Annotated in this window: 12 protein-coding genes; 3 read left to right on the top strand and 9 right to left on the bottom strand. The window is 34.5% G+C overall.

All coding sequences use genetic code 11. The features are described from left to right. The 9 genes from tnpA to BLR32_RS33560 all read right to left on the bottom strand — a co-directional run. Positions 1-242 (bottom strand): IS66 family insertion sequence element accessory protein TnpA (gene tnpA, locus BLR32_RS34710; protein ID WP_394331210.1); only part of this gene is annotated, 242 nt, incomplete at its 3' end. A 322-nt stretch (positions 243-564) separates the two neighbouring features. Then, positions 565-1,659, bottom strand: a complete 1,095-nt coding sequence (locus BLR32_RS33595; RefSeq protein WP_089839099.1) for a reverse transcriptase family protein — start codon at positions 1,657-1,659, stop codon at positions 565-567. 169 nt (positions 1,660-1,828) lie between these two features. Then, entirely contained in the window at positions 1,829-3,172 is a 1,344-nt protein-coding gene (locus BLR32_RS33590; protein ID WP_089839096.1) for a phosphoribosyltransferase-like protein, read from the bottom strand. Between the two features lie 182 nt (positions 3,173-3,354). After that, the gene (locus BLR32_RS33585) at positions 3,355-5,049 is read right to left on the bottom strand and encodes a hypothetical protein (RefSeq protein WP_089839095.1); all 1,695 of its coding nucleotides are present in this window, start codon (positions 5,047-5,049) and stop codon (positions 3,355-3,357) included. 137 nt (positions 5,050-5,186) lie between these two features. After that, positions 5,187-6,332 (bottom strand): HNH endonuclease signature motif containing protein, encoded by a 1,146-nt coding sequence (locus BLR32_RS33580; protein WP_176842523.1) that lies wholly within the window; start codon positions 6,330-6,332, stop codon positions 5,187-5,189. 100 nt (positions 6,333-6,432) lie between these two features. Beyond that, positions 6,433-8,364: a DUF3732 domain-containing protein gene (locus BLR32_RS33575; RefSeq protein WP_089839090.1), complete on the bottom strand. Its 1,932-nt coding sequence runs from the start codon at positions 8,362-8,364 to the stop codon at positions 6,433-6,435. 12 nt (positions 8,365-8,376) lie between these two features. Next, a complete protein-coding gene (locus BLR32_RS33570) occupies positions 8,377-8,865 on the bottom strand; it encodes a three component ABC system middle component (protein ID WP_089839088.1) in 489 nt (162 codons plus the stop codon). Continuing rightward, the gene (locus BLR32_RS33565; RefSeq protein ID WP_143011675.1) at positions 8,865-10,037 is read right to left on the bottom strand and encodes an ABC-three component system protein; all 1,173 of its coding nucleotides are present in this window, start codon (positions 10,035-10,037) and stop codon (positions 8,865-8,867) included. Before BLR32_RS33565 ends, BLR32_RS33570 begins: the two co-directional genes overlap by 1 nt. Positions 10,038-10,402: 365 nt before the next feature. Then, entirely contained in the window at positions 10,403-10,612 is a 210-nt protein-coding gene (locus BLR32_RS33560; RefSeq protein WP_089839083.1) for a helix-turn-helix transcriptional regulator, read from the bottom strand. Between the two features lie 725 nt (positions 10,613-11,337). Here BLR32_RS33560 and BLR32_RS33555 point away from each other — a divergent pair. From BLR32_RS33555 to BLR32_RS33545, 3 genes are read left to right on the top strand one after another with little or no spacing between them, the layout of a single operon-like run. After that, a complete protein-coding gene (locus BLR32_RS33555; RefSeq protein WP_089839081.1) occupies positions 11,338-12,039 on the top strand; it encodes a hypothetical protein in 702 nt (233 codons plus the stop codon). A gap of 47 nt (positions 12,040-12,086) precedes the next feature. Next, positions 12,087-12,821 (top strand): sensor histidine kinase, encoded by a 735-nt coding sequence (locus tag BLR32_RS33550; RefSeq protein WP_089839079.1) that lies wholly within the window; start codon positions 12,087-12,089, stop codon positions 12,819-12,821. A gap of 43 nt (positions 12,822-12,864) precedes the next feature. Continuing rightward, positions 12,865-13,773, top strand: coding sequence for a HEPN domain-containing protein (locus BLR32_RS33545; RefSeq protein WP_089839077.1), 909 nt, complete (start codon positions 12,865-12,867; stop codon positions 13,771-13,773). The last annotated feature ends 147 nt before the right edge of the window (positions 13,774-13,920 follow it).

The raw sequence follows: 13,920 nt of genomic DNA, 5'->3' as shown, positions 1-13,920 counted from the left end.
GATTTCTCAGGAATGAGCGCAACAAACGATGGTGCTTTGATTATCTTGGATTTACGTTTTCTTCCCATGTCAAACTGTTTCATCCAGGTCTTCAAACCAGACAGAGATATACCATTTTGCTCGCAAAACGCTTTCATCTTTAAAGAACTCTGTTGCCACTCAGATAGCAATCGCTTCTTTTCCGTAACAGATATCCGGGGTCTGGGAGATCCCTTGCCGAGACTTGATGTTGATTGGTCCATATTCCAAAACTACAACCGATAAACACCGCCGAAAAGATGCACTTGCTCGTAGGGATACAATGTGGTGTTGAGTCATTGCGCGGTCTTATCTTATTTTTTCTTTTAAGCTGAAGGCGTTAGTTTGGCACTATATTAAGAGATCTAAACTGCTAAATTTGAACTTTTGGTTTAGAAAATAATGGTATTTTTAATTAGTCTCCTCTACTTCTTCTTTATAAAACTTGGCTAAGTCAATTGGATTGTTAACTAATTACTGCTAATAAAATCGCTAAGCGTATAATTATTGCTACTTGTTAAACATAAATCAAATCGATTTATCATACTAAATACCCCAATCGATGGACTTAAACTTAGTCATTAGTTTTAAACCAAAATCTGGTTCTATCATTTTGATATAGCAGATTTTTCCATACAACCAATCTCGGTAATTAACCTTATCGAAATTATGATACTGTCGTAAATGTTGGATATGATTTTGAGTACCATTCATTGTGGTAAAATGGAGATGGCGAGCTATTTCTCTTTTGAATTTTTTAGGAATTCTTATTTTATCACTAACAATTAATCCTGTAATAATTTTCCTATTACTAGATTTATGAAAAAATTTAACCTTGTCAAGGTTAACGTTGAACTGTTCATCATTGATGATCCTAAAAATTACACCCAACTTAATGTTATTCACTTCACTACCTGAAAAAGTTATATCGTCTGCATAACGTGAATATTTACACCCATTTTTCACAGCATAATTATTCAATCTTTTATCCAGCCTTCTACATACAAGATTTGATAATTGAGGACTTGTTGGAGCTCCCTGCGGTAATACACTGTTATTTTGATGAAATGGCGCTTGATTTAGCCAATCAAGCACCTCTATATCTATCTCTTTTACTAGATTCTTTGTGCAGGCCTTCGCTAAATATACTGCTAGATTGGGGTGATATCCTAAAGATTTAAATATACCATACACTCGTTTTTCAGGGATAGATGTAAAGAAGTCTAGTAAGTCAATATTAAGAATAAAATCTTGGTTTACATGTACTTTTGCATTATCCATAATAGATTTGTGTTTAACAAATCCATAAGCAGAAGGATGTATGGGTACTTTAGAAAGAATGTTTTGATAAATCCACTGTTGAATATTTCTCAATGGAACGAAAGGCGCAGAGATTTCCCTTTTTCCACCGCTTCGCTTCTTTATTTTGAAAGTTGCATAATTCGAATTCCTGGATGTAATTATTTTCGGAACCTTTTTATCTAAGTCTCCCATTAACAAACAGAGATGATGGATGGAATAAATGACAGGGAGACCTTGGTTATAAAGCTTATCATAATAAGCTAAAATATCATTTAAATATTCTTTGGAATGATGCGTTTCTTCAGCTTCTTGAATGATTAAATTTCGTGGAGAAGACATTCGTATTCAATTACTCAATTTTGAAATTTCATTCACGTTAGTGAATGATGTACAGCAACGCCCCGCGACGCAAGAAGGCGATTGTTGTACATTATTTAGTATAAAGTAGCTTTAGACATATCAAAACAAGGCTTTGATTTCTCTTGCGAGAGAAAGGCTAAAAAAAATACTATGTCCTCCCACGAAAAACTTTAGGTATATAAACAATATCATCTTTCATAACAGTACTTCCTGAAGAAATCCTAGGACGTTTTCTCATGACCAAATCATACATCGCTTGACCCTTATTGGTTAATGTTCTGTGATTTTTCAAGATTTTTCTCGAAATCCCATCTTCTATGATTTCTTCCATTTCGAATAATGAAATTCCTATTTTTTGAGATATTACCGTTCCAACAGTACCCATCTTTAATAATCTAATATAGCAAATCAATTTAATGTTTTTATCTGAATAAGTATTTTTCTTAAAAAAAGAAAACCGGCCTAGTTTATTAGCCATTGAAATCCAAATGCGAGATTCCTTATTAAGGTTTACCTTGTCCTTAAGCCTCGCAAATATAACTCTTGGAAATAAAGGATTCCATCCCTTCGCTATTGACCAAAAAATCGGAAGTGTATTATTAGGAACCGTATGAGCGAATACAATTAATGATTGCGTATTTTTATAGCCCAAAGGGTAATCCGTAGTGATTGGTGATTTAGCATCGTAATCTGTCACTTTGTATAATCCTTTCCCATATTTATAACAAAATTCTCTTACTTTCACCATAGAAGGACGATAACCAAAAGGCGATCCGGTTGGAGAAAACGCGGGAATTCTTGGAGTACCAATAATTTGGATAGTATTATAGTAAGCATTTTTTGTAATATTCTTTTTGGCCCCTTCCATAAAGAATGAGCATAATAGGTATATTCTCACTTTGTGTACACCTAACTCGTCAAGGATTGGGTAAATTTCGTTGTTGATATATTTATAAGCAGAATCCCCAGAACCTAAGAAGTCGTCTACTAAAATTAAGTGCAGGAAGTTATCGAAGTTGTTGACAATGATTTTCTCCTTATTATCTAAAATTTGAAAGTTTGACTTCTTAAAAAATGGGGCATGGAGAATATAATATAGCATATGGCTGCCGCTTTTACCATTATTTCCTAATGGCAGTATCTGAACTTCGTTATGTCCTTTCCTGCGTAAATTCCTGGCATTTCGTTTCTCAACTTGTTTAATTTTGGAATCTCCCGGTGCTGTCTTAAGGGAAATTTCCCAGGCACGTTCAAAATCATTTATCTTCTTGTGAATATCTTTTAAACCGGTATCAAACAGCTGAAATAGATCATTTTCATCAAAGTATTCTAAACCGTTTAGTACCTTTAGGGCCAAGTCCCACTCACTATAATCAAATTGTTCCAGCCAATTCCTAATTTGCAAATGACCGACTACATGCTTGAGTCGTTTAACTATAGTATCTATAAGATCAATCTTTGTCTGGTCTATTAGTCTGTTATTCGTAGTCATGGTAACTATTTTCCAGTTAGAACTAGGATTTTAGATGTGATATTCAATTTATGTGAGTTTATCACACATATGAAGATGGCTTCTTGGTGTTTATTTTATATTCAACGGATTATTTCAATGCTTTCAGGCGTGTATTTCGGTCTGTTTTTCATTTTTTTTGAAAATACTTAGGACTTAGTTTACTAAGATTTTGTAATCTCTTCTAGAAGTTTTTTGTAATACTCTGGTTGAATCAAATCATTGGGGATATTTTCATTCATGTAAAACTTACTGAAGGTTTCAAAGGGAGTTAAATAGTATGTTGGATTTGTTATATGAAGATGATATTCTTTCAGCATTGTGAAAAGGTCGAGATTTTGATTCGCCAAATGTTGTTCATGTAGTTCAAAAAAACTGAGATTGATAAATGTGATTTCGTTGACATGAATCTTGGAGAAAGTAAGCTCACTAAGTTTGCTATTTAATTTTTCCTTGAAAACTTTATTAAGCCCCTCAATGCCAAATGAAAAATCTGTATACAAAATGACTGGGAATATTTCTAGGTTATTAGGACAGTCAGTATCAAATAGTACACCATTACTTTCAATGTCTTTTATCGCATTTAGGAGTTGAGTTATTCCTTTGGGTTTTCTTTTCTGATTTTCTAGGAATTTCTTATCAAGTTCTGCGTACAAAACATCTTTATCACCGCTATTTTTGGCATCAGCATTTAGTAGAGTGTCTTTAAACTCCATTAGACAAATTTTATTTTCTTTCCTGATATACACGTCGCACAATTCTTCTCCCTTACAATTAGGACATTCATCTCCTAAGAATGTTATATAATTAGTAAAACATCGTTCAATCACTTGTGGTAAATAGCTTTCTTCCATAAACTCTTTTGCTTTTATAGATAAGAATTCGCTTTTTATACCTCTATTCTTTAGAAATCCATTAAAAGCAAAGATCTGTGCTTTGTAAAAATTATCTATCAGGAAATTCACATCCAGAACCAAAAACGTATACTTTGCTGATTTGTATAGAAACGTCTCACGCAATTGCACAAAGCTTTTGTCTGCGATGTGATTTTTGATGTATGAGTTAATACATAATGTTTCTATAAAGGGTAAATCAACGTCACCTCCCATCACGTATCCTCTCAAATCAACCAGTTGATTCCTTTGGGCTAAATCTCCCGCAATTTTAATCTCCGATAATATCACCAATAGGTTCTTAAACATTCGTAAATATCCTGAGACATGCCTGGCATTGTAATACTCGTGAACCAAGCTTTTATATATAGGATGTATTTCTAAAAATTTGAATAATTCAAAACCCCTAACTAATTGGTTGGAAAAGTCGGTTGTTGAAACATAATCTTTCTGATAAATAAAACCTGGGATAATTATTTCTTCAAGATTATGGTTTTGCGATGCTGCTATTAGCTCTGTTTCTTCCACTGCTATTTTATTATTGGCAATTGAATTAATTATTAAGTATGCATTAAGAAATGCCTTCGCTTCATTCCTGCTAAGATCTCTATATGGACGATTGTTAAACCTCTTAAAAATCAAGTCATAAAAGATCAAGTTTGAATAATTCCAAATTATAAGAGGCGCATTGCCTTCGTTTTTATTAGATTCTAAAATTTCCTTCCATTTTTCAGTGATTGATGCTGGCGCTCTCCTTAAAACACTGTCCAGTAAATATGCCTGTATTTTACCAGAATGTTCAAAATTTTCACGTAGATAAAGGTTAACGTTGAACCCGGAGATATATTTTAGTAGTGTTGTCGATGGTATATTGCGTATGATATTTAGTGCATCAGGTAGTGACTTTTCTTGTCCGTAAAAATCTTTATAGCCAATTAATGTAAAGACGTTCGTTCTTGTATCCATAAATGTAGACTTACTTTTTCTTGGAAAACCCTCAAATATGATCCTGTTTTGCAAAGGGAGTATACTTCGATTCCGATAATCTATAGGGTGATAAATTGATATATATTGCTTGCTATATGTTTGTAGTTGCCTTATAGCTAGTCGCCTACGTCAAATCCATTCCACTTGTCAATATAATGAATAGGTGGCCGGCGCGATTTTGTTTTTGTTGGCAATCCAAACAAGTATGGACGTATATCGTAATGAATGTAATCCTTTCCCTTCCAGCTTTTTTTGCCGATACCTCTAATTCGCCCGTATATTAAATATTCCTTCTTTTCTCCGAATCTTGCGATTGCTGACGTAGAGACAAGCCATTTAGGATCTACTAGCCACTCAATAAAAAAATCTTTTCTATGGAAATATAAGTGGGTTATAGGGGTTTGTTCTGTTATTGGTATTGATATAGCTTTACTATATAGACCGCCCACATAAAAACAATAAGATCCTATTAATATATTAGAATATAGACTCTTGCGGTTCATTAGGCCATCGAGGTCGACAAAACTAATTTTGTTTAATAATTGTTTAAATGCGTCGAGAAAATGAGCCCTTAACATCCATGAACCTACGGGACCGTGAGAATTGAAGTCAGTCAGATGATTTCTTATATCATTTTCTTCTTTTGAACTCTGATTTATAGATCCCGCACTATCAAGGACGCCTAAAGAAAGAAGTTTGCTTGAATATTCGCTATGAGGTTTATCCTGGTATATTTGATAGTAAAGTTCGAGTACTCTAGGAGCATTGATAAAGTCTACTTCCTCTATTTCTCCATTTTGTGAAGCTGCTTGAGCATTTCTTGTTTCAACCTCCTTTTCCCATTTCCTCTTGCTTTTTATAATTTGTTCTTTTGTTATCTTTAGAGTAAGACTATTTCCCTCTTTATGAACCAAATCATGATCATTTGGGCATAATACTGCCAAGTTCTCATAATTATTGTTTTGCGAAGTGGAATAGTGATTGATATGGTGAATGATGAAGGATGTTCCCTTCGTGCCTTTGCACAGACAGCATGTGTAATTATTGTTTTCCAACAATTGATTTACTATATTATCCTCTATTGGAGTTCTCTTCAAACAACGTTTTACAAATTTAATCTGATCAATTGGTATAGAGAATGAATCTTGAAGTATTTTATTGGATAAGTTTCTAAATGAAGTGACGGATAATTGCTTGGAGACATAGCTTTTGGCCCAATCATTAGGTACCCCATACTGTATAAATGTATCTTCTTTTTTCATGCCCAATATCATTATTTAGTATTTATTCAGATTAGAATCATTTAAGTTGAAGAAATTGACTTCATTCCTAATAAATCCGATATAAAATCAAATATTTTTATTAGTTCGTCCAATTCGTTGGGATTAATTTAATTCCGTTTCTCCACTCTTCTGTAATTGAATCAGTGAAGTCTGGAAAATTTAGTTTAGCATGATCAATAATAATAACCTGAAATTCTGGCGCAAGTTCTTTCGTTACTTTAAAAATGAATTCATACATCTGCTTAACAGCTGTTTCATCAGAACTAGCAGTAATTTGCCCTGTCTGATTTAGGTCTTGCTCCGGTGGAAAATATATTTGTGATGGCTGATCGAGTATTAGAAACCTAGGCACTGGTCGTTGAGCTTTAACAAAATGCTTATGAAGGGCAAAATGTATTAATAGGTGATAAGCCACCCAATTTGCGCCACTTCCCATGTGATTTAACGCAATTGATCTATTGGGCGTATCTGCGAATATAGTAAGCTTCCTAATATCAAATCGGATTGGTGCGTCTTGATGCTCTAAATCAAGCCCAGAAGCCCAGTTTGTCATCTGAATATTTATTTGATTCAAAACTGCATTTAAGCGGCTTTCCTTTTCCTCAGAACTGATTAATTCTTCAAGTCTAGTAATTTGAGTGCGTAATTGATCGATCTTAATTTGCAATGTGGTATCCTCTACTACTACGTGAAAACTTTCCATAAATAGTGAAACCTTACCAATCACCTTTCCTCGTCTTAAATTTATGTCTCTTAATTTGGCAGACTCATCTTGTTCCAGGTAAATTGCTTTAATGCTATTCTGTCTTATCTCAATCTCTTTCTTTTTATTTTCCTGATTTAATGACAGTTTCTCCACATATTGTCCCAGCTTAGGTTGTTCTACGATAGTAGTTGTAAGATTATCAGACAACTCTGTTAACGATTTGTTGATGGCGGCAACTGAAGGTATATTAGTTTCAATATTTTGACTACATAATGGGCAATGATGTAACTCGCTCTCTGTTTCAGAAAATAGTTTTATTGATTCTAATCTTAATTTTTGTTGCGTGGCTTCCGTAGAGTAATCTGTTGTCTGATTAATGAAGGATTTGACAGCTTTTACTTCATCATTTAATATAGAGAGTTCCCTTGAAAGCTCATTTCTCTCATCTATGAGCCGTTTGAGGTTCTCATTTTCTCCTTGGGCTACTTCAATCATATTCGACTCCCATGCAAGTACCTCTTTTAATGCTATTATAGCTTCGGTTTCACCCGAAATTACTTTGTTTGAATCCAATAAATCAAGCTGAGTTGCTTCCCCAATTAATTCGAAAATTTTCTTACTGCCATCTTGTTTTAATCGTTCAAACTCTTTTAGTTCTTTTTCATAGCGATTTAATTCTCTTTTTTTTGCGGCAATTTCTTGTTCTATTCTTATAGTATCTTCTCTTAATACTCCCAAGAAATATGGCAGTGTATCCCTAATTGCCTGTGCTGCAAAATTGTCTGTTTGATTATAAAACAAATAATTTCTTTGAGCAATTAAATCTTGCGGCTGGAAAGAATAGAATCTGCTATGCTTAAAATTAACACTCAGTGGATCACGTGTACCCGTTTCAGGCTTGTTGGTGAATTCCGCAATAAACATTTTTTTTGTAAAAAAGTCTTTTAACGTTCCTATGTCTGAGTTGTTAATAATTTGTGGTAAATCTGGTATTGCAACTATATCTGAATTTGAAAAATAGATATGTTGGGTTGAGTTTTGGTTTAACCTGTTTGGGTTTTGACGAGCAATGAATACTTGTTCAGTATATAATTGGATTAAGATTCCAAACCACTCAACAGTATCTCTAATAATACCTTCAGATATACGGCAATCGTCACTTCCCAAGCAATAGTTAATTATATCAATTAGTGCAGTCTTACCGGTTTTAGATTCCCCTGTTATAATGTTAACCTTTCCAATTTCAAAGGGTAGAATCCGCTTTTCTCCTTTTTTATTATAAAGTACTATACTTTTTATTTGCATTTGATGTATTTATTATGGTTTGATGCCGAGGATTGAATAAATGGTTAGGGGATTTCCAGATTTAGAAAATACCTTCCCTAGAGTTGTCGCTTTGCTAATACAACTTTTAATTTCTAGGTCATCAAGTTTTAATTTACCTTTCCTTACTTTAATGTCAACTCCTCCATTGTCATCTATGCTTAAAGTATTATGTGCAATACCAAACATTATCGACTCCCTGCTAAATGGCAAGAAGCTTTTAATATGTTTTGCTAATCCGATTTTGATATCTTCATTGTCATTGATCCAAGCATGTATTGTATTAGATTTGGATTTGGGGAGTCGTTCTCTAATTCTGCTATTAAGTATAAGCGGCAATACTAAAACAGCTAATGAAAAGGGAAGACTGTCCTTTGCTTCATTTTTAAATGCAATAGCACATTCTCTTATTATTTCGCTGCAAAATGCGGGGTTAATAAGATTGGCTGTAATTTCTGGCCTATTTTCCCAGGTGGGTAACATTATTCAGTGGTTAATTTATTATTGAAATCGGGATGCCATCCAACTTCTTTCTTGTCTGAAAGCATATGACAACTTCCCGTTACCATATATTGTTCTTTAAAACGTTCCTTGATGTGTATTTGTGGATATTGCGTAATATAATGTGTTTCGAAGAATGCCTTTCCTTTGTTTTTTTGGATTTCGTCATCGTCGGTATCTACACTATCAGCAATAATTGTAAATTTTCGTTCCCAATCTTCTTTTAATTTTTTGTTATACGAAATTTCATCGTCAGGATGTATTAATCCTTCTCTTAGCCATCTGGATTTTTGGCTAAATGATCTATGATAGTCACTTATGGAGTTATTAATTGCTTTAGGGCCGGAACCTATAAGCTCCATTTGTTTAACAAATATTTTATTCCTGTATTGGCCAAGTTGTGTCTCGTCCGAGGTAATTGGTACATTAAAGTCATTCGGTAAGTTATCGCTTTTAAAAGTATCTGCAATATCCATGATTTTAGAGCTAACCTCTTTTGCAGTAATGAAGTCACGTAGTCCTTGTAATTGCAATATCGCCTCACCCATAAACCAACCCTCTAACCGTTCGTACAAGCTTTCTTTTTTTAATGAATAATGTCTAACCTCGTGGAGAATGAGTTTCTTTGCTTCATTGATATCAATGGATGCGTCGACAATTGTTAGTTTCTTGATTAGATTTTTTTGTTGATCTTCAGATAGACTTAAAAAGGACTCGTAAGCAGGCTTATTTGTCGCATTGGTTGATGATTGTGCGACCTCTTTTAGGCTTAATAAGATTTCATCAATGTTTCTATCTTTGTGAGTGTTTTGTTTAAGTTTGTAGGGTATTGTGTCTATGGATGCTACCGCAGTCGTTATTAAATTAAACAAATCAGTTTCGGCATTTAGTGTTCCGGTTTTGATACCTTCACTCCAAACCCTTATTGTTTTCCATAGATCAGTACTGGCATTTGTAAGATTAGCAACTGAAGAAATGTGTAATTTTGTTTGGTATACTTGTAATGAATCAAGAGTCTCAATACTTATATCATCTATTTTCTCGAGAAGAAGTTTTGCATCTTCATTTCCTTCCGCTACGATAAGCATAAGACCATATCTTATCTGATATAAATACCCCAAGCTAGGTTCACTCGCAGAAAAAATTGAATCCATGGAATTAAGGAAATTGTTTTAGTTAGTATATTTTATATTCTATTAATGGAGCGAAGAAATGTATGGGATTCTTTCATAATTATAAATCTTGTAATATCAATTAATGTAGTTGGTAAGTAAATCTATGTACAAGGATGGTTGTTGACTATCAAATTCTGAAACATATTCATTTTTAGATAAGGTTCTATCTAGGTAAGACACTCAAAGGAACACTTATGTTCGGAAATTGATATTATAGCATGGGGTATTTTCCATTTACGTTAGTTTTAATACGGGAATAATGATATATTAAAAGGTGGTATGGCGTTATGAAAATTATCGCTGGTGAATAGTTTGTTCACCGGTCTTAAGGATTAATTCTCCATTTATTTTGTTACCAATAATTCGCAAACTCCAACGTTCAATATTTCTGAAATTTTAAATAACGTTTCAACTGTAGGTTGATTCCGATTTGTGCACCATTTAGATACAGCGGTTGAGCTAACCCCTAACTGTTCGGCTAACCATATATTAGTCTTCTCTTTTTCCAATAATACAATCTTGATTCTATTATATCTTCTTCTGGAACCGGTCATCCTGCAACTAACGAAAAAAGATGTAAAGTACTTACATTCAATAATAAACCAGTAACTTTAAGTTTATTTAGTGATTTTAAGTTATTTTATTTAACTTGTAGTGTGTTTAAACGACTTAAATAGATGGATGTAGATAGCTCTTAGGAGTTTATAAATATCAGTTTTACAAAGCGCATTTGCTTTATCTCGCTCCTGAAAACTACGACCTTTTGGAGATGGCGGGAAATAAGGTAGATCGCTCACGTTTTCCTTATTATATTTAAGGTCAAGACGTGGGCGTCCTTATTCGCCATCGGGGTGTCGTAGCCCTTCAGGAACGATAAGGACTAACCCACGTCTTTTATTCTTTTGGTTAGTTCTCAAAGCAGTCATTTTATTTTTCTACTATTACTTACTGCTATGAAATACGAGAGTAACCAGCTCATTTCTTTATCAGAAGAGAAATTCTCCCTCTCACTTGGGAAAATCGCCCGGTGCTTACTTCAGATGCCTTATTTACATGCGTTTGATATCGCTAGCGAATTGGAACTAATAGAATCGGTTACCCCAAGAACCTACCATATCATAAGTTTACTTTTAGTGAGTGATCAGCACATCTCGCCATAGAATATAAACCTTATAAAGACTACAACATTAATATTCCGTCATTAACGATGGCCTAAGTCGTATGACAGGATGATTCATTGTCATTTTGCAATCACCTCTATATATAAATCACTCAACAAATGAACCACTTTGCCTTTTCAAGCACAGCGTTTGCGACCCAAAATCTCAGTGTAATGGAAAATACTGATCCTTATTCTGTGATTTATGAGTTATTTGATTTCGCTGATCTATCACGTATCCGGGAATATCACTGGGAATATTTAAAATCAACTGTAACAGGTAGTTTCAATAAAGAGCTAACGAGGCAGGAACGAAGTATGCTTGTCTTTTATCATGAGATGCTGGGAAAGCTAGTAGAAGCTGCTCATATCATTAACGAGCAATATAAGGTTCTTAGGCGACTTCGATTGGGGCACGATGATTTACAAAGCATTTTGACTAATCCTGTCAAATCAGTAAATGAGAAGATAATTGATCTGATAATAACGATAGTCAGACCGGAGAGAATTTACCAAGTAGGTCATTGCAAAGACGCTCCTGAAAATCCTCGTGTAGTCCGCAGCTATATGGTTGTTCTGGCATCAGATAAGATGTTCTGTGATAAGTGGAAGATATTTATCGAATCTGTATGTGTGGGATTAGGTTCAGTCCTTGTGTCGTTTATAGAAAACTCGGAATTAATCAAAATACTAAGTTTAGGACATAGCTTCTATTCCCAATTTTGTGTTCCGGAAAACTGTCTCTACGGATGTGATGCCCGATCTGAAAATACATCTACTCCGGAAAATGCTGTTAGTATTCATGATACCCCAGCACTTTAATTTCACTGGTTGTAGTTGTCCTTTTTACATTGTTTAAATATCCTTGTATGTTAATATCCGATAGTTCAAATCCACCTGCGCATCAGCCAAGTCAAAACACGATGCATACATTCATGGGAATGCTTGCTCATGAAATGAGAACTTCAATATCTGGTATCTGTATGGCTACCAATATGCTTTTGCAAGACAAGTTAGGAACCAGAGACAAGGAGTTTTACCTCTCTAGTATTAATGCAATGGGCCTTGATGTATTGCACATTTTAAATAACATGATGGCATCCTCGATGGTCAACGCGGGAAAATTGGAGATTAAGCCGATTCTTTCGACTATCCATATAAGAAAGTGGCTCAAGTCTTACATTGATCAGCAGAATAGACTTGTTAAGTCCAAGCTAGTAAGCATCAGGTTGACTTTCAATCGTAAAGTTCCAGAGTACTTAACAACAGACACAATAAAGCTTACGCAAATATTGAAAAATCTTATCGAAAACGCTTTCCAATATTCTCCGGTGGGTAGCAGGATATCGGTATATGTAGGTTCTGTTGGCGAAACCGGAATTTTTTTTCTGGTTACAGATAAAGGAACGGGAATATCTTCTGATCAAATGCACTTGCTGTTTCAGCCATTTCAGTCTTTTAATAATGGATTTACAGGTACAGGACTCGGACTGTACATAAGTAAATTATATGCACAAGCATTGGGTGGGGATCTTACCCTTGCCAATACCGATAACAATGGAACCTCATTTTTTCTGCAAATAGTTAACCAATCCAGTATTTAAAGAAGAAGGATAATCTCATTTCTAAAACATCAATTTATCCAATATGTTGACAGAATTCCAACATTTATCAAAACCACAAGTAGCTCAATTAGTAGAGCTTATTCAGAAGATAGTAAAAGCTGTTCATCCTAACAAGGTAATTTGTTATGGAGCACGTATGAATACCACTTCTCAGTGGAATAGTTTTATGAAAGACAACAAATACATGACTGAAGAAAGACCCGCCTATGATTTGTTAATTATAACCAATAACGATGAGAAACAATTAGATCATGAGATTATTGAAAGTGCGGAAATACAAGCCGCAAAATTAGGATGTGATGTGACCTCTCTTGTACAGTCAATAGGTAATGCAAATAAATCCTTAGAAAACGGTAACCGTTTCTTTTCTACAGTATATCGTAATGGGGTACTATTGTATGATGCGGATAAATTGCCATTATCAGCGCCACCTGCGGAACCTGCGATAGAAGTTCTGATTGATACCATTTCTAATGATTGGAAAAAAGGCTTTGAGTTGGCTCAATGCTTTTTTAAAAAGGCAATTTATTGTAATGAGAACGCATGGTATGAGCAGACGACATTTGATTTACATCAAGCAGCACAACATGCCTGTATGTGTATGCTTAGGATGTATTCTGGTTATCGTTCCAATACACATAATCTATCCCGTCTTTTATCCTTGATTAAAAACTTCTCGCCTGCACCAAGCGATGTTTTTCCTTGTACAACAAAGGAAGAGATAAGTATTTATAACACTCTTAATAAGGCGTATTCAGATGCGCGTTACAATGAGAATTATCAGGTGACAGCAGAGAAGGCCCAGTTATTAATTGGCAGGGTAAGGGCTCTTTTATCCATCGCACAACAATTATATCAGGAAAGATTGCTCTGTCTAAAATCAGATTTGGCTATCCAGCTACCAGTAAGCGATCTTAATGTAGACATCTAATGCATTCCGAGGGAATCGCCATGCTAATTTGAATGCCTACGAATAAGTAGTGATGTTATTTTAACGCGTTTTTAAACGCAGTTAAATGGAGGTTGATAATCCTTAATTATTTTTCAACGATATTTTAATGGATGTCGACTTCCCGGC

The sequence above is a fragment of the Chitinophaga filiformis genome (genome assembly GCF_900102545.1).
Lineage (GTDB): Bacteria > Bacteroidota > Bacteroidia > Chitinophagales > Chitinophagaceae > Chitinophaga > Chitinophaga filiformis.
Note: the sequence above shows the minus strand (reverse complement) of the source record. Positions and strands in the feature narration are given on the sequence as shown.